This is a genomic window from Rhodoferax sp. GW821-FHT02C08, from assembly GCF_059421805.1.
The window spans coordinates 18,809-37,188 of sequence record NZ_JBWKVR010000029.1 but is presented as its reverse complement, the minus strand read 5'-3'; the positions used below and the strand labels follow the sequence as shown (position 1 = coordinate 37,188).

Genomic DNA, 18,380 nt, shown 5'->3' with positions numbered 1-18,380 from the left:
CAAGGACATCGCCATGCAACACAAACTCAAACTGCTGCCGCTCCTGGTTCTGGCGACACTCGCCACTGGCTGTGCCGTACAGCCCCGACAAATCGGCATGGACGAGCGCCAGGCCAGCCTGGCCGAGGACCACAAGGCCTTGTTCGACCAGCAGGATGCGGTCACAGGGGCGATCAGCCTGGAAGAAGCCATGGCCCGGGCTTTGAAACACAACCTGGACTTCCGTGTCAAACTGATGGAAGAAGCCCTGGCACAGCGCCAGCTCAAACTCTCCAATATGGACATGCTGCCGCGCCTGGCCCTGGCCGCCGGCTACACCCACCGCAGCAACGACGCCGCGTCCAGCTCGCAGGACGTGGTCACCGGCAAGGAATCGCTGGTGCCATCCATCTCCAGCGAACGTGACAGCAAGACCATCGACCTGAACCTGAGCTGGAACGTGCTGGACCTGGGTGTCAGCTACTACAGCGCCCAGCAGCAATCCGACCGTGTGCTGATATTGCAGGAGCGCAAACGCAAGGTGGCGCACCAGTTGATGCAGCAGGTACGGCAGGCCTATTGGCAGGCCGTAGGCGCACAGCAGCTGGCCGAACCCATTGAAACGCTTTTGAAGGACGCCGAAAGCGCCCTGACCGATGCGCGCAAGATCGAAAAAGAAAAGCTGCGCGCACCGCTGGAGGCGCTCAACTACCAGCGCCAACTGCTCGACATCATCCGCCAGATGTCGCAGATCCGCGCCTCACTGGCCCAGGCCAAGCCGCGCCTGGCCAGCATCATGAATGTGGCACCGGGCAGCAGTTTTGAGGTCAAGATCAGCAACGAGCTGCCAGTACCCGCTCTGAACATGACGCAAGACAAGATGGAGGAAATGGCGCTGCTAAACCGGCCCGAACTGATGGAAGCCCGCTACAACCAGCGCATCAGCGCGCTGGAGACGCGCAAGGCTATCGCCAAAATTCTGCCCGGGCTGGAGTTCAGCCTTGGAACCCACCGCGATGACAACCATTTCCTGGTCAACCAGCAATGGAGCGATGCCGGATTGCACCTGACCTGGAACCTGTTCAACATCTTGAACGCCGGTACGATCCGCGACTCCGCTGAGGCCCAACTAAAAGTGGCCAAAGAGCAGCGGCTGGCACTGAATATGGCGGTGATGACCCAAGTCTACGTTGCCGTGCTGGACTACGAAGGGCGCACCCGCCAGTACGGGTTGGAGCGCGAACTCAACACGGTGGAACAGCGCATTTTCGAGCAAACCCGCAACGCCGCCCAAAGCGGTTCGCAGGGCAAACTGCAAGCCATACTCTCCAATGCCAATGTGGTGCTGTCGCAGTTGCGGCTCTACCAAAGCTATGGTGACCTGCAAAACGCCTATGGACAAATAGGCGCCACGCTGGGCCTGGACCCCTTGCCGCAGCAGGCTGCGGGCCATGACTTGGCATCATTGACGGCGGCCTTCCAGAACGCCGAATCCAGCTGGCAGGGCACGATAGGAGATGGCAAGCCATGAGGTTCCGCCTGAGCGCGGCGTTGTGGCTTGCGTTGTCGATACCAGCGCTTGCCGCAACGCCCCCAGCACCTGCCCCAGCCAAATCCGACGAGGGCCGCATACGCACCCAGTTGATGGCAAAGAACGCGGTAGTGATTGCTGGCGAGCTTTCCGCCAAGATCGCACGCCTGCCGGTGCCTGAAGGCGGCAGCTTTGGCCGAGGCCAGCTGCTGGTGGAGTTCGAATGCAGCAGCTACCGCGCCCAGCTGAGCAAAGCCGAGGCCACACTGGAGGCAGCACGCCAACTGGTCAAGGTCAACAACCGCCTGGCCGAGCTCAACTCCATAGGCCAGCTGGAGCTGGAACAAGCCCAATCCAAAGCCAAGGAAGCGACCGCAGAACTTCACTATATGCAGACGATGGTGGCCAAATGCACCATCAGCGCACCGTTCACCGGCCGGGTGGCCAAACGATCCGCCGCGCCGTTTTCATATGTAAGCCCGGGCACGCCGATCCTGGAGGTACTGGATGTCAGCAGCCTGGAGCTGCGCATGATCGTGCCGTCGAAATGGCTGGCCTGGCTCAAGCCTGGTGCCAAATTCAACGTGCAGGTCGATGAGCTGGGCCGCACGGTGAATGCACGCGTCGAGCGCCTGGGCGCGCAGATCGATCCGGTCAGCCAATCGGTGCTGGCCATCGGTGTGGTCGAGGGTAGCAGCGCAGACCTACTGCCCGGCATGAGCGGCTGGGCTAATTTTGTCCTTCCGTGAAGCGTGGGCATGAATGCACCCGACCCTGGCCGCGAACTCGCCACCCTGTTGCAACTGATGCGCCGCGCGCGCGAAGCCGATAGCGAAGAATCGCTCGGCTTTGTGCTGGTCAACGAAACGCTGCGCCTGCTGCCCTACCGCCAGGCAGCGCTGTGGCGCGACGGAGCCCTGGGCCGCGTCAGCGCGCTGTCCGGTGTACCCGAAACAGACAGCAATGCACCCTATGTGCAATGGCTGGGCAGTCTGTTCCGCTGGCAGCGGCGGCGCATTGAGAGCCCCCCCATCACCCCCCTGTGTGCCGCCGATCTGGATACAGACCTGGCGGAAGACTGGCCCCAATGGCTGCCGCCCCATGCCCTCTATCTGCGCCTGGATCCACCCGGTACCCGGCTCAGCGGCGCTTTGCTGCTGGCACGCGATGCTCCCTGGACGGCGCGCGAGTTGGCACTGGCCGCCGAACTGGCCCATGCCTACGCCCATGCGCAGGCCCGCTATGCCCCCCAACAGCACTGGCGCGATCGCTTGGGCGACTGGGCCCGCCCTGGCAAAACCCGCCGCCGGGTGCTGCTGGGCCTGCTGCTCGTGCTGTGCCTGCCGCTGCGGCTGAGCGTGCTGGCCAAAGGCGAAGTCCAGCCCATGAACCCCTTGCTGGTACGCGCGCCGCTGGCCGGTGTGATCGACCGTGTGGAGGTGCAGCCCAACGATCGCGTCGAAGCCGGGGCCGCGCTGTTCAATCTGGACGCCACCGTGCTGGCTGGCCAGCAAGCCCTGGTCAGTAAGGAGCGCGATGCGGCCAGCGAGTCCTACCGCCAAAGCGCACAACTGGCGGTGACCGATGACAAGGGCAAGCTGGACATGGCGTTGAACAAGGCGCGCCTGGAAGAAAAATCCATCGAGGCCGACTTCAGCGCCCGCCAGCTCAGCCGCATCCATGTGCGCGCGCCGCGCGCCGGGGTCGTGGTGTTCTCGGACCCCAACAACTGGATGGGCAAGGCAGTGGCCGCGGGCGAAAAAGTCATGACCCTGGCCGACCCCAGCCAACTGGAACTCAGCGCCTACCTGCCCGCCGCCGAGGCGATACGCATCGCACTGGGCGGCGAATTGAAGCTGTACCCCAACGCCTCGCCCACCGAGTCCTACGGTGCGACGATCACCCGCATCGCCTACCGGGCCGAGCTGACCGAAGACGGCATCCTGGCCTACCGCATCCAGGCACGCTTCAATCCTGACGAGCCTCCGCCACGCCTGGGCCAGACCGGTACCGTGCGGGTCTACGGCGACTGGGTACCACTGGGCTACTACGCGCTGCGCCGGCCGCTCACCGGGCTGCGCCAATGGCTGGGCTGGTAATGGCCACGCTAGACCACCTGCCTCCGCTGCGCCAGGAACTAAGCCTGCACCCCGGCCCAACCCAGGAGAACGGCACCCCCAGCTGGACTCTCCACGACCCTGCGGCCAACCGCTTCTACCAGCTCAGTTGGCAAGCTTTCGAACTACTGACACGCTGGCCACTGGGCCAGACTACCGCACTGCTGGCAGCCGTAAACAGCCAGACCACGCTGCGCCTGCAAACCGAAGACGTAGCCGCGCTGTGCGACTTCCTGGCACGCCACCATTTGCTGCAGACGGGTATGCCCGGACATACCGCGCAGCTCACCCGTGCGGCACAAGCCAGCCGACCCAACCAGCTGCAGTGGCTGCTCAAGAATTACCTGTTCTTTCGCGTGCCATTGCTGCGGCCCATGCCCATCCTCAAGCGCCTGGCACCGGCCTTCGCGCTGGTATTTACACCGGGATTCTGGTGGGCAGTAGCCGCCATGGCGCTGTGCGGCCTGTTTTTGGTGTCGCGACGCTGGGATGAATTTACCCACACCTTTTCGGCCTACGGCGGCGTCGCCGGGCTAGTCGGTATCGGCCTGTCGCTGAGCTTTGCCAAGCTACTGCATGAGTTCGGCCATGCGCTGACAGCGCAACGCTTCGGCTGTCGCGTGCCCAGCATGGGCGTGGCTTTTCTGGTGATGGTGCCGGTGCTCTATACCGACACCAACGAGGCCTGGAAGCTGCCCCGGCGGCGCCAGCGCCTGCTGATAGGCGCGGCCGGCATGCTGGCCGAGCTGGTCCTGGCGGCACTGGCCACCCTGCTGTGGAGCTTCCTGCCCGACGGCCCGCTGCGCGCCGGGGTTTTCATGCTGGCCACCACCGCCTGGGTTGCCACCCTGGCCATCAATGCCAGTCCCTTCATGCGCTTTGACGGCTACTTTCTGCTGTCCGACTGGCTGAACCTGCCCAATCTGCACCCCCGCGCCTTTGCCCTCACCCGCTGGGCACTGCGCCGCGCACTGCTGGGCTGGGACGAGCCGCCGCCCGAGCACTTCACACCCGGACGCCAACGCTTGCTGATCCTGTTCGGCCTAGCCACCTGGCTCTATAGGCTGGTGCTGTTCCTGTCGATCGCGCTGCTGGTCTACCACCTGTTTTTCAAGCTGCTGGGCCTGTTGCTGCTGGCCGTGGAGCTGAGCTACTTCATCCTACGGCCGATCGTGTCCGAGCTGACCGTCTGGTGGCGGCGCCGCGCCGAGCTTCGCTGGTGCTACCAGTCCTGCCGCAGCAGCCTGCTGTTGTTGGCGCTGCTTCTGCTACTGGCGCTGCCTTGGCAGTCACGTACCAGCGCACCGGCCATCGTGGGCGCAAGCCAAGCCCAGAGCCTGTATGCCCCGGCTCTGGCCGAAGTTGCATCCCTCCAAGCGCAAGACGGCGAATGGGTCCGCCAGGGCCAGTTACTGCTGCAGCTGCAGTCGCCAGAGCTCGAGTCCCAGTTGGCCCAGGCTAGCAGCCAGGCCCAGTTGCTGCGCTGGCAGCTGGAGCAGCAGGCCTTCAACAGCGCATTGATGCAGCTCGGCCCGGCCCTGTCCAAGCAATGGCAGAGCGCACAGGAGAAAGTCGCGGGCCTGCAGCGCCAGCGCGCACAGTTGGCCGTACGCGCCCCCTTCGATGGCCGCGTCGTCGACGCCAACCCGGCGCTGCAGGTTTCCGCCGTGATTGGAGCGGGCGAGCGCCTGCTGCAGGTCGTTGGCGACCAAGGCGTGAAGGGTGAAGCCTTTGTAGACGAGGCTGCGTTGGCCCGACTCCAGGCCGCCGGTAGCGCGGTCTTTATCGCGCAGCGCCTGGAACAACCTCGCTGGAACTGCCGCATCGGCGAGATCGACCGCCTGCCGCTGACTTCACTGGACCAGCCGGCCCTGGCCGCCACCTATGGCGGGCCCATCGCCACCCAGCGCTCGGAGCAGCAGTTGGTACCACTGCAAGCCCTGTTCCGCGTACGCATCCTGGGCTGCCAGGACGATACCGGCCAGACCCGCGCGCCGCTGCGCGAAATGCCTGGAGTAGTGCAATTGCAAAGCCGGGGCCATAGCATGGTTATGCAAGCCTGGTTATGGCTAACAACCGCGTTGCAAGCCGAAGCAGCACTGTAGCGTGTTGACTTCACGCTGAAATGGCGTAAAGCTGCACAACGCCCCATCCGGGACAATAGCCCCATGTCTACCTCTCTCCATGTGTTGATCCCCCTCGCTGCCAGCGAGGCCGAGGGCTGCCGCCAAGCCCTGGCTACCCTGCGCCTGCCAAAACTGGAGCGCCTGCTGGCGCGCCTGACACCGGCCGTGCTAGACAGCGGGCCGGACGACAGCCTCTCGCCCCCCCACGAACGCGCACTGGCCCGCCACTACGGCCTGGGTGCCGCCGACGGTCAAATCCCCTGGGCTGCCTGGCAAGCGGGCGCCGCGGCCGACGGCCATGCCTGGGCCTTCATCACCCCTTGCCACTGGCAAGTGATGACGGACCACATCACCATGCCCCACCCAGACAGCCTGAACCTGCAGGAGGCCGAATCCCGCGCCATCCTGGCCGCCGTGCGGCCCTTCTTTGAAGAAGACGGCATCCAGCTGGAATACGTCAGCCCGACGCGCTGGCTGGCGCACAGCGAGGTCTTCCGCGGCCTGGCCACAGCCTCGCTGGACCGCGTGGTCAGCGGCGTAGGCGCGCGCAACGTGGACGAATGGATGCCGCCCACCGCGCAAGCCGGCCCACTGCGCCGCCTGCAGAGCGAAATGCAGATGCTGCTCTACACCCATGCGGTGAACGACGCACGCACGGAGCGCGGGCTGGCGCCGATCAACTCCTTCTGGGTCAGCGGCGCTGGCGCCCTGCCCACCCCGCCGCCGCCAGCGGCCGCCCCCCGCATGCCACTGACCCTGCTGCAAGCCGCGCAGTACGAAGATTGGGCCGGCTGGGCCGCCGCCTGGCAGCAGATCGACGCCAACGCCTGCACCGAGCTGCTGGCCGCGCTGGACCAGGGCCACAAAGTGCAACTCACCCTGTGTGGCGAGCGCAATGCACAGAGCTTCGAGGCCGCGCCGCGCAGTTTCATGCAAAAAATAACAAGCCTTTTAAGCCCCCAGCGCTTATATACCGTGCTAGAGGTGCTATGAAAATTACAGCACGCGACATTCCACCGCGCGCCGTCTGGGCGCTGGAACAAGCCGGTGTACACCCGCTGCTGGCGCGCCTGTTCGCCGCCCGTGGCGTGGCCGACAAGGACGCGCTGGACGACGGCCTGGGCAAGCTGCTGCCGCCTTCCAGCATGCTGGGCACGCAGGCCGCGGCTGTGCTGCTGGCCGACGCGATTGCCGCAGATAAAAAGCTTTGCATCGTCGCCGACTACGACTGCGACGGCGCCACCGCCTGCGCCGTGGGACTGCGCGGCCTGCGCCTGCTGGGTGCCAAGCATGCCGACTACATCGTGCCCGACCGCGTCACCGACGGCTACGGCCTAACGCCCAGCATCGCCCGCCGCGTCAAGGACAGCGGCGCCGACATGCTGGTCACCGTGGACAACGGCATCGCCAGCCTGGAAGGCGTGGCCGAGGCCAAGGCCCTGGGCCTGCAGGTGCTGGTGACCGACCACCACTTGCCCGCGCTGAAAGACGGCCTGATCGTGCTGCCGAATGCCGACGTGCTGGTGAACCCGAACCAGCCGGGTTGCACGTTCGAGAGCAAGTCGATCGCCGGCGTCGGCGTGATGTTCTACGTGCTGCTGGCCTTGCGCGCCGAGCTGCGCCGCCGTGGCGTCTTCACCGCTGAGAACCAGCCCAAGCTCGACCCGTTGCTGACCCTGGTGGCACTCGGCACGGTGGCCGACGTGGTGAAGCTGGACGCAAACAACCGCCGCCTCGTAGCCCAAGGCTTAAAACGGCTGCGCGCTCAGGCGCAACCTGCGGGACTAGCTGCGTTATTTGTAGCAGCCGGGCGCCAGGCCAAGGTGGCCACCACCTTCGATTTCGGCTTTGCACTCGGCCCGCGCATCAACGCCGCCGGCCGCCTGGCCGACATGACGCTGGGCATTGAATGCCTGCTGACCGACGACCCAGTGCGCGCCACCGAACTCGCCACCACGCTGGACAAAATCAACCGCGAGCGCCGCGAGATCGAGGGCGGCATGCGCGACCAGGCGATGCTGGTGGCCGAGTCGTTGTTCGACGAATCCGAAGAGCCGCCGCCAGCGGTCTGCGTGTTCGACCCCGATTTCCACGAAGGCGTGGTCGGCATCGTCGCCAGCCGCCTCAAAGACAAGCTGCACCGGCCGATCTTCGTGTTCGCCGCCAGCAAGGCGCCGGGCAAGGAGCATGAGCTCAAAGGCTCGGGCCGCTCGATCCCTGGCTTCCACCTGCGCGACGCACTCGACCTGGTGGCCAAGCGGCACCCGGGCGTGCTGCTGCGCTTTGGCGGCCACGCGATGGCTGCCGGCTGCACCGTGCACGAAGACAATTTCGAACAGTTCGAGCAAGGCCTGCAGCAGGTGGCGCTGGAATGGCTGGACGCCGCCACCCTGACGCGGCGCCTGGAAACCGACGGCCCGCTGGCGCCCGAATACCGGCGCGCCGAGCTGGTCGATGTGCTGCACAAGGAGGTCTGGGGCCAGGGCTTTGCACCACCGACCTTCAGCGAAGAAGTCGAGGTGGTGTCGCAGCGCCTGGTCGGCGAAAAGCATTTGTCGCTGAAACTCAAGCACCAGGGCCAGCCGGTGGATGGCATCTGGTTCGGCCATACCGAGAGCCTGCCGGCCCGGGTGACCCTGGCCTTCCGCCTGGATGTGAACGAGTGGCAGGGCCAGCGGCGCGTGCAGTTTCTGGTGGAAGGCGTGGAGGAGTAGCCGCGGGAACTGGCGTGCGAGCCTAGCGTGAATAGCGCGCCATGGCAGCAAATCTGCAAGCCTTTTAGCCCACCGCGGCAATCTTTCCCTGCGCTAGCAGCTATTACTTCAATAGCATCAGATGAATACCGCCCTTGTGTGCCTGTAGCGGCGTGCGCCGGGTGTGCGGAGCAGTGCAACTACTGCACGCGCCCCTGCGGATCTGACCTTGGGCGGCCCCGCGTCGGCGACTCGACCGGGGTCGCTGGCGAGAGCTCACCACGCGCCAACCTTTGCAGCAAGGCGCTGGCACGGTCTACTTCGTCCTGGGTGGCCCAACGCGCGGCCTCGCGCTCACCATCGGCCGGCGAGCCGGCAACCGCCGGTGCGTCGGCGGAACGGCTCTCCAGAAAGCGCCGCAACTCCTGCTGCGCCTGGGCATCGCCCTGCTCCACCAGCGCTTCCAGTTGACGAAGCCAGCGGGGCGCCTGCACCTGGGCGGCGTCGCAGCGCTCGGCGGAACGGGAGTCCGCCGGCTGCCCTGCCCGTGGGCAGCTGTTCAGCACATGCAGCAGCATTCCCATGGCCTGCACATTGCCATTGCTGGCAGCCTGCTCCGTAGGGTCCGATGGTGGGGCAAGCGCCGGCTGTGACGCAATGGCGGATTCGCCGGGCATGGCGTCACACGCAGTGCCCCCGCCCGGGCAAGACACTGGGGCCGAGGCCGTGCTAGCCATCAAGGGAGCACCCGCCCCCGAGGACGGCGCGAGCACCACCGGCTCCGGGCTCTGTGCTGAGTCAAACCCGTACCATAGCAAGCCCGCGCCCAAAACCGCCGCGCCCAGGATCCAAGCAGGCTTCACCCAGTGACCCATCAACGCTATGGACTTGACGGCTTAGTTCACCCGCTCAAACAACCAGCGTTGGGGCGCCAGGTCGTTATTGGTCCATTGCTGTATGACAGCTCCATCGCTGAGGTCCCCATTCTTGAGATCCAGAGTCAGGCCGCTCTTCTGGTTTTGCACTTTGAAGTACTGGGTGTCGGTGGGGCTCAGCTTCCAGTGCTGGTTAGCGCCGCCATTGGCCACATACGACTTCACCAATGCTCCCGCCGCCGTGCTGCCGGCGAAAACGTCCGCAACATTGCCGTTGAAGCTGGTGGTGAACTGCACGAAGCCAGAGCCAGTGGGGTCCAGTGCCCAGAGCTGGTCCGTGTTGTTGAAGTTGGTCCAGTCCCATATAGCGGCCCCGTTGGCGGTTGCGGCACCGCGGTCGATGCTCATTACCTTGCCGCTTGCCTGGTTGCGGATGCGGTACAGAATGGTGGCCGTACCTTCGCCGGAAGGGCGAGTAACCGGAGTACCTGGCACCGTGGGCGCCCCCACCACCATGGTGTCGCCACTCCAGGTGAGCTTTTGGATGCGGGTGGTGCGCTGGTCCAGGCAACCTTGTCCAGAAGCGGGGTTGGCGTGGTAGACGACCCAGTCCTCTGCACCATCAGGCGACTTGACGAAAGCATGGTGGCCCGGGCCGAAGGCACCTGGGCCTTTTTGCAGAAACGGTGTCGCGTTCTTGGTCCAGTTGGATGCGACGCTCAGGTCGGCCCCGACATTGGCAGTCCACTCACCCAGCTTGTAGTCATCGGTCCAGCAGCCGCTGGCCGAGAAGGTCAAGTGCACTTTGCTGCCATGCACGATGAACTGCGGTCCTTCGTTCACTGGCGAGCCCGAGGTCTCCCATGCCAGCGTGGGCATGAAGACCGTGGTGCCGCGCACGCCAGGGACAATTGTTGTCGGATCGCTCATTTTTGCGATCACCACATGCTGGTCCTTGCCCGCGAACTCAGACCAGGCCATATACATTTGGCCATTTACCGTGGTCACCGTCTGGTCAATCTGCCATCCGTCAAAAGTATCGTGGATCTTTTTCGGTGCGCTCCAGCTGCCGGTTGTCGGGTCGGCGCTGGTGTTGGTAATGACCCAGATCCGGTTGCTGCCAGTGTCATCGCCGGATGCCGAAAAGTACAAATACCAAATGCCGTTGAAGTTGTAAATCTCTGGCGCCCAGACGTCCTGGGTGTAGCAGTTGTTGCCCGAGCATGTGCCGGTAGGCGGCGTCCAGACAGTTACCGTGGCTCCAGCGCCTATGCCGCTGAGCGTGCGCGATTTGGTGACTTGCAGATTGGTCTGGTGCGAACTCCAGCCCTGGGTGGTGTGCACGTAGTAATAGAAGCCATCGCTGTGCCGCATCACAAACGGATCGGCAGACGATGCATTAGTTGGACCTACGGGATTGATAAAGGTACTAGATGCCGCAACAGCCGGTGTGACCGGAACGAGCATGCACAACGCGGCAGGCAGGGCGAACGCAAGCCCTCGTAGGTAAGAACGAACCATTTCAATTTGTCTCCAATGTGGGCCATGCCTCGCGAGGGGCCAACCCGTTTTTTTACTTCCGTGCCGGCCTGCAGCATCGAGATGGCAGAACCGGCGTCAGCGCCTTTTGGCCCGCGAAGTGTAGAGGGGGTTGTCGAATTCGTGCCATGAAATTGCGCACGGTTGCGATAGCAAAAATATTTTTTAAGGAAGTGCGTCGCGACCGGCTCCATGGTCAAAACGCAGGCTTACCCCACGCCACTTCAATGCAGCTTGACGTGCGATTCGGTGCGGCGTGTAATGGCGCGGGTGAGGGTTTCCAGGGCCACCTTGGTCACGCCGTGCAGCGCCAGTTCATGCATCTTGTACAGCGAGGTGTACATCACGCGCGCCACCAGTCCGTCGATGAACAGGCTGCCTTCCATGAGCCCTCCCATCAAGCTACCCACGGCGCTGTAGTCCCCCAGCGACACCAGCGAGCCAAAGTCGCGGTAGTGGTAGGGCTGCAGCGGCTTGCGCGCCATACGGCGCTGGATCTGCTTGAACAGGTGCGATGCCTGTTGGTGCGCGGCCTGAGCGCGTGGCGGCACGAAGCCATTTTTCTCGGGCCAGGGGCAGGCCGCGCAGTCGCCCATGGCGAAGATGTTTTCGTCGCGGGTGGACTGCAAGGTCTGGTGCACCACCAACTGGTTGATGCGGTTGGTTTCCAGGCCGTCGATGTCTTTCAAAAAGCCCGGCGCCTTGATGCCGGCGGCCCAGACCACCAGCTCGGCCGGGATCACCTCGCCACTGGCCAGCTGCACGCTATCCGCCCCTACGCCCGAGACCCGGGCCGAGGTATGCACCTTGACGCCCAGGCCATTCAGCAGCTGCAGGGCGCCGGTGGAAATGCGCGGTGACAGCGCAGGCAGGATGCGATCAGCGGCTTCGATCAAATGCAGCTTGATATCGCGCTCGGGGTCAATGCGGTCCAGGCCAAAGGCCACCACCTCGCGCGTGGTGCGGTGCAACTGGGCCACCAGCTCCACACCGGTGGCGCCCGCGCCAATCACCGCCACCTGCAGTTGCTCGGGGCGCAACGGCCCGGTCTGCGCATGGGCGCGGATGCAGGCGTCGAGCATGCGGCGGTGGAAGCGCTCGGCGTCGGCCAGGGTTTCCAGCTTCAGCGCATGCTGGTCCACACCGGGCGTGCCAAAGTCGTTGCTGCGGCTGCCCACGGCCATCACCAGGGTGTCGTAACCAAAGCTTTGCTGGCTGGTCACGGCCACGCCGTCTTCATCGATGAAGGGTGCCACGTGCACCAGCTTGTTGGCGCGGTCCAGGCCGTTCATCTCGCCCAGGCGGTAGTGGAAATGGTGCCAGTGCGCCTGGGCCAGGTAGTTCAGCTCATGCCGCCCCACATCCATGCTGCCGGCGGCGATCTCGTGCAGCTTGGGCTTCCACACATGGGTGCGGGCTCGGTCTATCAACGTAATGTCGGCTAGGCCGCGACGCCCCAGTGCATTGCCCAGTGCGGTCGCCAGCTCCAGCCCGGCTGCCCCTCCGCCAACGATGAGAATGCGATGGACCGGTGTGCTGGAGGGAGTGGGTGTGCGCATCGGGAAATTCTACGTTGCACCGCCCAGAGCGCAAGCCAAGAAAATCTCTGTGCCCCGCTACGTCGACAGCGAACGCGTCACCAACAGCTCCACGCTGCCATCGTGCGTAAAGCCCACAGCCTGGGCCAGTGGCGTATGCAAGGGTGGGTAGGCGGCAAACAGACGCTCAATCTGCGCATCCGGCGCATAGTGCACCAGCGCCCGGCGGTCGGCGCCAAAACGCGCAACCAGTGCATCTACCACGTCGGCAACGGCCAAGTGCAGCGCGGGCATCTGGTAGACGCGGCGCGCATCCAGCCAGGCTGGGGCTATACAGGCGGCCAGCAGCAGGTTGTCCACGCAAGCCCCCACGGAAATCCACCAGGCCCGGCCCTGGGCGGACACGGGCACGGTGATGGGCTGGCCGGCCTGCAAACGCCAGAACAGCTGGCTCATGAAGGCCGACATCAGGCCGGCGCCTTCCCCCGGCCGGGCCACCACGCCGGGCACGCGCAGCGAGCAGCCCTGCACCCAGCCCAGGCGGGTGGCGTCGGCCACCAAGGCCTCGACCATGAGCTTGTGGGTGCCGTAGCTCAGCGCCGGTGCGGGCTGTGTGGCCTCGTCCACCACGGCGGGCAGATTCGCACCGTACACCGCCACGCTGCTGGCAAACACAAACCGCGCTGGCTTGGGTTGCACGCGCAGGTCTTCCAGCAGACCCAGGCTGGCGTCCAGGTTGATGCTGCGACCCAAGGCATAGTTTTTTTCCGCCAAGCCGCCGGGGCAACTGGCGAGGTGGAAAACCACATCCACCGGCTCGACCAGCGCGCGCTGGCGCAGCGCCGGGTCGGCAATGCTGCCGGCGAATTGGGTCACGCGGGTATCGCTGGGTGGCTCGGCAAACGCCAGGTCCATCAAGACCAGCTGGTCCACCGGCTGGCCTGCCAGCCCGTCCTTCAACAGACGCTGGACCAGCGTATGGCCTACAAAACCGGCAGCGCCGGTGACGAGGATACGCATCAGCCGCCCCTGCCATGGGCCATCGACACGACCTGCTGGTCTATACCGCCGAACGGTCCCGCGCTGCCGTCTTCAAACAGTGCCTGCATGCGCACCCGATCACCGAAGCGCATGAAGGACGTGCTCGCCGCACCCTGGTCAATCATCTCAATGACGCGGCGCTCCGCCAGGCAGGCCGAACCCGCCGTGCGTGCCGCGTTGGACACCGTGCCCGAGCCCACGATGCAACCCGCCGTGAGGCGCCGGGTACGCGCAGCGTGGGCCACCAGCGCGTCAAAGCCGAAGCCCATCTCTCCGCCATGGGGCTCGCCAAAACGCTCACCGTTGTGTTCCACTTTCAAATGCATCTGCACGCGGCCATTGCGCCAGGCGGCACCCAGCTCATCCGGTGTCACGGCCACGGGCGCGAAGGCGGTGGACGGCTTGGCCTGCAGAAAGCCAAAGCCGGTTTTCATCTCGTGCGGCCCCAACGCGCGCAGGCTCCAGTCGTTGATTTGCACGATCAAACGCACGGCGGCCAGGGCCTGGGCCGGCGTTGCGGCCATGGACACCGGGCCGACCACCACGCCGAACTCGCCTTCAAAGTCGATGCCATCGGCTTCGCTGGGCAATGGCACGTCTGCATATGCCCCCAGAAAGTCGTCGCTGGCGCCCTGGTACATCACCGGCACGGTGTCGAACTGGGGAATCGGCGGTGTGTTGAATGCCTGCTCCATCAGCCTGCCATGGTTCAGGAACGCCGAAGCATCCAACCATTGCGGGCTGCGCGGCAAGGGTGCCAGGCATTGCTGTGGGTCGAAGGCGAAGGCGTCGGCCGCCCGCCCGGCGTTGAGCGCATCGCTGCGCGCCTGCAGAGCCGGCACGACGGTGTCCCAGCGCTGCAGGGCATCCAGCAGGCTGGGGGCGATGTCCTGCGCATCGCAGGCCTGGTGCAGGTCGCGCGAGACGATGACGAGGCGGCCGTCCAGTTGGCCGTTGGGAAGTGTGGCAAATCGCATGGGTATCCTGTTCAGCGGGGCAAGGCCATCAGGCCATCGTCAAAAATCGCCACGGCCCGCGTCCAGCCGGCCGAGCCGCGCCGCACCTTGTGCGGGAAGCAGCTGACGTAGAAGCCGTGGCCCGGCAAGGCTTCCAGGTTGTGCAGCTTTTCCAGGTGGCAGTAGCCGATGTCGCGGCCAGCCTTGTGGCCTTCCCATATCAATGCCTTGTTGCCGGTTTCGGCAATCTTTTGGGCGGTATAGGAAAACGGCGCGTCCCAACTCCATGCGTCGGTGCCGGTCAGGCGCACACCACGCTCCAGCAAATACATGGTGGCCTCGTAGCCCATGCCGCAGCCGGCAGACACAAAGTCGTTATGACCGTAGCGCGAGCCGGCGCGGGTGTTGACCACCACGATGTCCAGCGGTGCCAGCGTGTGGCCTATGCGTGCGAGCTCGGCCTCCACATCGGCAGCGGTGGCCACATAGCCGTCAGGAAAGTGGCGAAAGTCCAGCTTCACACCGGGCTGGAAGCACCATTCCAGCGGCACCTCGTCAATCGTGATGGAGGCCTTCTTCTCGCCGTTCTTCGCGTCCATGGTCGAGTGGAAATGATAGGGCGCGTCCAGGTGGGTGCCGCTGTGCGTGGTCATGGTCACCCATTCCGCCGCAGCGGCCTCGCCGTCCGGGTAGTCCTCGGCCGTGGTGCCGGGAATCATGGCCATGAACTCTGGCAAGGTGTCCTGGTGCTTCTGGTAGCTGATCTTGGGCGCCAGCGGGGGCGGGTCGGACAGCACCTCGTTTTCCAGGTAGATCGATAGGTCAATGAATTGGCGTGGCATATGTGAAATCCTCAATGGCCGTCTATGGTCAAAGTGAAGCGAAACTGGTGGAATCGTCTGGCGAAACGGGAAGATCGAAAAAATAGTCCCAACCTGAAAAAAGCGACCTTTCAGTCACCCTTACGGGCCTGCAATGCCGCACGCAGCGCCGGCGTGTAGGCACCATCCACCAGCACAAACAGCATGCGGCACATACGGCCCGAGCGGTTGGCCCAGGCGTGGTTGGTGCCACGCTGCACCACCACATCGCCCTGGCGCAGCAGGGTTGCGCTGTCGTCCAGCACCAGGGTCATCTCGCCATCCAGCACCACGCCGTAGTCCACCGACTCGGTGCGGTGCATCAGCGGATGCGGTGAATCGGCCCGCACAGTCGAGGCACTGGCATCGCCAATCTGGGTAAAGGCGTCGTGCATCGTCGCTGCACCGTGGGCCAGGAAGTCCTCGGTATCGGGCGGAATGTCCACGATGCGTATGCGGGTGCCGGTCTGTGGGGGCGGCAGCACCAGTGCGCCCAGCGTCGGGTCGGCGGCGTTGTCAATCGGCGCTGGCATGCCCTGGGTGGACCAGACCTCATGGAACACGGTGCCCGGGATCTTCTCGATGGCCACCACGGTGGGCAACGGCCCGGCCTCGCTGACAATGGCCTTGCCCTGGGCGTCGTGCCCGGTCACGATGCGGCGGATGGGATGGAATGCCATGCTATACACCGCCATCAAATGGACGCGGCCAGGGCCATCAGCGTCTCGCGCATGATGCGGCCATGCTCGGCCTTGTCGCCGCCGGTAATCTCGATCTCGCCCAGGCGCACCGAGTTCTCCACCACCATGCGGCAGCGTTCCCAGCGCCGTGCCTGGAAGCGCTCCAGCGCAGCGGCCACGCCGGTGTTGGCGGCCAGCTCGTCGGCCAGCACGATGGCATCTTCAATGCCAATGCAGGCACCGGAGGCCATGTGCGGCGTGGTGGCATGCACCGTGTCACCTATCAACACCACCCGGTTCTGGTACCAGGGCTGGGGCATGAGCAGGCTTTCCAGCGGGCGGTAGACGATCTGCGCATCGGCATTGATCTGGGCGCGCACGCTTTGCATCAACGGCGCCGGGAAGGGAGTCAGCAGGTCGGCCAGCATCTGCGGAAACTGCTGGGCATCCAGCCGCTCGTTGCTCGCCCGGTCTTCGGTCACGAACAGGTACATCTCGTCTTGCGACACGGCGTTCAGCCCGGTCTTGACCTTGGGGCCCAGCCACATCATGGTGCGCTGCACCTCTGCAGGCCGGGGCAGCACGGCGCGCCATACACACTGGCCGCTGTACAGCGGCTGTGGTGCTTCCGGGAAAAAGGTTTGGCGCAGCTGGGAGTACAGGCCGTCAGCGCCAATCACCAGGTCGTAGCGTTGCTGGCTGCCATCGGTGAACTGCACGTCCACGCCATCGGCATCCTGCTGGATGGAGGTAAAGCTGCAGCCCAAGCGCACATGGGCGCCCGATGCGCGGGTGGCATCGGCCAGTATCTTGGCCAGCACCGGCCGCATGATGCCGCCACCACCCGGCACGTCCGGCCCCGCCAGGCGCGGCGTGGGCAGGGAGCCGATCTGCTGCCCCGCAGGGGTGAACAAGTCCACGCCATCGGCCGCAAAGCCCTGGGCCAAAAACGCGTCCAGCACGCCCAGCGTGCGAAAGGCGCGCAAGGTGGCGCCCCCCAGGCTGATGCCGGCGCCATAGGAACGCCAACCCGGATCGATCTCGACCACATCCACCGCGCAGCCCTGCTTGCGCAGCTGGATGGCCGCCGCCATGCCGGAGAAGCCTCCGCCTATCACCAAAATCTTGTGTGCTGCTGTCATTCTTGTATCTCCTTTTTATCTATCAATCTCACATAACCCTGGGCATCTATGGCGTGGGCCACGGCCTGCAGCGACTGACCCATACAAGGCCCCAGCGTGCAGACGCCTGTATCTACATCAAACAGCGCGCCGTGGGCAAAGCACACGATGGCGTCGCCCGCATGGTTCAGGTACGCGTCCTTGCGCCAGGCCATGGGGCTGTTGGCGTGGGGACAGTTGTCACGGTACACCCGCAGCCCATCGCCGCAGCGCACCGCAAACAGCGTGTCCCGGCCCGTGTGCCCGGGGTCGAAGCCGCGCGACGTGCCCAGGCGCACATCGTCCAGATGGCACAGCGGCGTCATCTGCTCCAGCCTTTAGTGCGCAGCGCCGGGTGGCGGGCCGCCGGATGGTGCCCACTTGTCGCGGTGCTGGAACAGGAATAGCTGGGACGCGTCCGCACCCATGGGTGCCTCGCGGGCCAGCCAGTCTGCGTCGTGCAGGTCCATGTCGGCGTCGTACTCCACATGGCAGCCCAGTGGGCTATTGAAGTACCAGAACCAGTTGGAGCCAAACAGATGGCGCCCCGGTCCCCAGAAGGACTGGTAGCCCTTGTTGGCGAAACGGGTGCCGGCCAGCATCACCTCGGTGGGCCCGCCCATGTGGAAGGTGAAGTGCTCGCAGCCCTTCATGAACGGCGGCGTCTGGATCATGAACAGCGTGTGGTGGTCGGCCGTGCCGGCCGGGCGCAGGAACGGGCCCACGCCGGTAAAGCGGTCGGTGCAAACAAAGCCCAGGCGCTGGTAGAAAGCCTCGGCCTTGGCCGCGTCGGGCACGAAATACACCACGTGCGACAAGGAGCGCGGCAGGGCCGGCATGTCTGGCGTGACACCGACCTGGTTGGCCGAGCGCTGCGGCAAGGCACCGGGTGCGTTGACGGTTTCGGCTGGCAGCTGGATAGGCCGGCGCACGCTGACCTGAAATGCCAGCGCGAAACCCATATCGTCCACGGCCAGCACGCGGCCCTGGGCGTCGCGGCGCACCTCGCGGTCGCGGCCCAGCTCGGAGGCGATCGCGTCCAGCGTCGCCACGTCGGCCACGCCGTACACGGTCTCGCGCAGCATGCTGGCCGTACCCATGGCGGGCGGCAGGCGCGGGTCGGCCTGATGGCGGACTTCCACGGCCGTGCCGTCCAGCGCCTCGAAACGCCCACCTTCGGCAGTGACGCCCACCGGCGCCAGGCCGTAATCGGTCAGGTACTGGATGCAGGCGTCTAAGTCGTCCACGCCAAAGACCAGTGCATCGGGTCCAATAATGTTCATAG

Annotated in this window: 16 protein-coding genes; 6 read left to right on the top strand and 10 right to left on the bottom strand. The window is 65.0% G+C overall.

Features of this window, described 5'->3' with window-relative positions; all coding sequences use genetic code 11:
- The first annotated feature begins 13 nt into the window (after positions 1-13).
- From AC07VY_RS23765 to recJ, 6 genes are all read left to right on the top strand, one after another.
- On the top strand, positions 14-1,510 hold the full coding sequence (locus AC07VY_RS23765; RefSeq protein WP_495099639.1) for a TolC family protein: 1,497 nt from the start codon (positions 14-16) through the stop codon (positions 1,508-1,510).
- Positions 1,507-2,259 carry an efflux RND transporter periplasmic adaptor subunit gene (locus tag AC07VY_RS23760; RefSeq protein WP_495099640.1) on the top strand — a complete coding sequence of 251 codons (753 nt, stop codon included), beginning with the start codon at positions 1,507-1,509 and terminating at the stop codon, positions 2,257-2,259. The genes AC07VY_RS23765 and AC07VY_RS23760 overlap by 4 nt, the downstream gene beginning before the upstream one ends.
- A gap of 9 nt (positions 2,260-2,268) precedes the next feature.
- Entirely contained in the window at positions 2,269-3,609 is a 1,341-nt protein-coding gene (locus AC07VY_RS23755) for an efflux RND transporter periplasmic adaptor subunit (RefSeq protein ID WP_495099641.1), read from the top strand.
- A complete protein-coding gene (locus AC07VY_RS23750; RefSeq protein ID WP_495099642.1) occupies positions 3,609-5,732 on the top strand; it encodes a site-2 protease family protein in 2,124 nt (707 codons plus the stop codon). The genes AC07VY_RS23755 and AC07VY_RS23750 overlap by 1 nt, the downstream gene beginning before the upstream one ends.
- 63 nt (positions 5,733-5,795) lie before the next feature.
- The gene (locus AC07VY_RS23745) at positions 5,796-6,746 is read left to right on the top strand and encodes a phosphoglycerate mutase (RefSeq protein ID WP_495099643.1); all 951 of its coding nucleotides are present in this window, start codon (positions 5,796-5,798) and stop codon (positions 6,744-6,746) included.
- Positions 6,743-8,467, top strand: a complete 1,725-nt coding sequence (recJ, locus tag AC07VY_RS23740) for a single-stranded-DNA-specific exonuclease RecJ (protein WP_495099644.1) — start codon at positions 6,743-6,745, stop codon at positions 8,465-8,467. Before AC07VY_RS23745 ends, recJ begins: the two co-directional genes overlap by 4 nt.
- A 179-nt stretch (positions 8,468-8,646) precedes the next feature.
- Here recJ and AC07VY_RS23735 read toward each other — a convergent pair whose 3' ends face one another.
- The 10 genes from AC07VY_RS23735 to AC07VY_RS23690 form a co-directional block, all read right to left on the bottom strand.
- A complete protein-coding gene (locus AC07VY_RS23735) occupies positions 8,647-9,123 on the bottom strand; it encodes a hypothetical protein (protein ID WP_495099645.1) in 477 nt (158 codons plus the stop codon).
- A gap of 219 nt (positions 9,124-9,342) precedes the next feature.
- Complete coding sequence (locus tag AC07VY_RS23730) at positions 9,343-10,788, bottom strand: family 43 glycosylhydrolase (protein WP_495106250.1); 1,446 nt, start codon at positions 10,786-10,788, stop codon at positions 9,343-9,345.
- A 296-nt stretch (positions 10,789-11,084) separates the two neighbouring features.
- The gene (locus AC07VY_RS23725; protein ID WP_495099647.1) at positions 11,085-12,419 is read right to left on the bottom strand and encodes an NAD(P)/FAD-dependent oxidoreductase; all 1,335 of its coding nucleotides are present in this window, start codon (positions 12,417-12,419) and stop codon (positions 11,085-11,087) included.
- A gap of 57 nt (positions 12,420-12,476) precedes the next feature.
- The gene (locus AC07VY_RS23720; protein WP_495099648.1) at positions 12,477-13,418 is read right to left on the bottom strand and encodes an NAD-dependent epimerase/dehydratase family protein; all 942 of its coding nucleotides are present in this window, start codon (positions 13,416-13,418) and stop codon (positions 12,477-12,479) included.
- On the bottom strand, positions 13,418-14,416 hold the full coding sequence (locus AC07VY_RS23715; protein WP_495099649.1) for a fumarylacetoacetate hydrolase family protein: 999 nt from the start codon (positions 14,414-14,416) through the stop codon (positions 13,418-13,420). The genes AC07VY_RS23720 and AC07VY_RS23715 overlap by 1 nt, the downstream gene beginning before the upstream one ends.
- Positions 14,417-14,427: 11 nt before the next feature.
- Positions 14,428-15,237: a cyclase family protein gene (locus tag AC07VY_RS23710; protein WP_495099650.1), complete on the bottom strand. Its 810-nt coding sequence runs from the start codon at positions 15,235-15,237 to the stop codon at positions 14,428-14,430.
- A gap of 110 nt (positions 15,238-15,347) precedes the next feature.
- Entirely contained in the window at positions 15,348-15,935 is a 588-nt protein-coding gene (locus tag AC07VY_RS23705) for a cupin domain-containing protein (protein WP_495099651.1), read from the bottom strand.
- Between the two features lie 14 nt (positions 15,936-15,949).
- On the bottom strand, positions 15,950-17,077 hold the full coding sequence (locus AC07VY_RS23700) for an FAD-dependent oxidoreductase (RefSeq protein WP_495099652.1): 1,128 nt from the start codon (positions 17,075-17,077) through the stop codon (positions 15,950-15,952).
- Entirely contained in the window at positions 17,074-17,421 is a 348-nt protein-coding gene (locus tag AC07VY_RS23695; protein ID WP_495099653.1) for a Rieske (2Fe-2S) protein, read from the bottom strand. The genes AC07VY_RS23700 and AC07VY_RS23695 overlap by 4 nt, the downstream gene beginning before the upstream one ends.
- A gap of 12 nt (positions 17,422-17,433) precedes the next feature.
- A complete protein-coding gene (locus tag AC07VY_RS23690) occupies positions 17,434-18,378 on the bottom strand; it encodes a VOC family protein (RefSeq protein WP_495099654.1) in 945 nt (314 codons plus the stop codon).
- Between the last annotated feature and the right edge of the window lie 2 nt (positions 18,379-18,380).

Excerpts from the sequence above, each read along its gene's own strand:
- AC07VY_RS23765 (WP_495099639.1), top strand. The coding sequence starts at position 14 with ATGCAACACAAACTCAAACTGCTGCCGCTCCTGGTTCTGGCGACACTC.
- AC07VY_RS23760 (WP_495099640.1), top strand. The coding sequence starts at position 1,507 with ATGAGGTTCCGCCTGAGCGCGGCGTTGTGGCTTGCGTTGTCGATACCA.
- AC07VY_RS23755 (WP_495099641.1), top strand. The coding sequence starts at position 2,269 with ATGAATGCACCCGACCCTGGCCGCGAACTCGCCACCCTGTTGCAACTG.
- AC07VY_RS23750 (WP_495099642.1), top strand. The coding sequence starts at position 3,609 with ATGGCCACGCTAGACCACCTGCCTCCGCTGCGCCAGGAACTAAGCCTG.
- AC07VY_RS23745 (WP_495099643.1), top strand. The coding sequence starts at position 5,796 with ATGTCTACCTCTCTCCATGTGTTGATCCCCCTCGCTGCCAGCGAGGCC.
- recJ (WP_495099644.1), top strand. The coding sequence starts at position 6,743 with ATGAAAATTACAGCACGCGACATTCCACCGCGCGCCGTCTGGGCGCTG.
- AC07VY_RS23735 (WP_495099645.1), bottom strand. The coding sequence starts at position 9,123 with ATGCCCGGCGAATCCGCCATTGCGTCACAGCCGGCGCTTGCCCCACCA.
- AC07VY_RS23730 (WP_495106250.1), bottom strand. The coding sequence starts at position 10,788 with ATGCTCGTTCCGGTCACACCGGCTGTTGCGGCATCTAGTACCTTTATC.
- AC07VY_RS23725 (WP_495099647.1), bottom strand. The coding sequence starts at position 12,419 with ATGCGCACACCCACTCCCTCCAGCACACCGGTCCATCGCATTCTCATC.
- AC07VY_RS23720 (WP_495099648.1), bottom strand. The coding sequence starts at position 13,418 with ATGCGTATCCTCGTCACCGGCGCTGCCGGTTTTGTAGGCCATACGCTG.
- AC07VY_RS23715 (WP_495099649.1), bottom strand. The coding sequence starts at position 14,416 with ATGCGATTTGCCACACTTCCCAACGGCCAACTGGACGGCCGCCTCGTC.
- AC07VY_RS23710 (WP_495099650.1), bottom strand. The coding sequence starts at position 15,237 with ATGCCACGCCAATTCATTGACCTATCGATCTACCTGGAAAACGAGGTG.
- AC07VY_RS23705 (WP_495099651.1), bottom strand. The coding sequence starts at position 15,935 with ATGGCATTCCATCCCATCCGCCGCATCGTGACCGGGCACGACGCCCAG.
- AC07VY_RS23700 (WP_495099652.1), bottom strand. The coding sequence starts at position 17,077 with ATGACAGCAGCACACAAGATTTTGGTGATAGGCGGAGGCTTCTCCGGC.
- AC07VY_RS23695 (WP_495099653.1), bottom strand. The coding sequence starts at position 17,421 with ATGACGCCGCTGTGCCATCTGGACGATGTGCGCCTGGGCACGTCGCGC.
- AC07VY_RS23690 (WP_495099654.1), bottom strand. The coding sequence starts at position 18,378 with ATGAACATTATTGGACCCGATGCACTGGTCTTTGGCGTGGACGACTTA.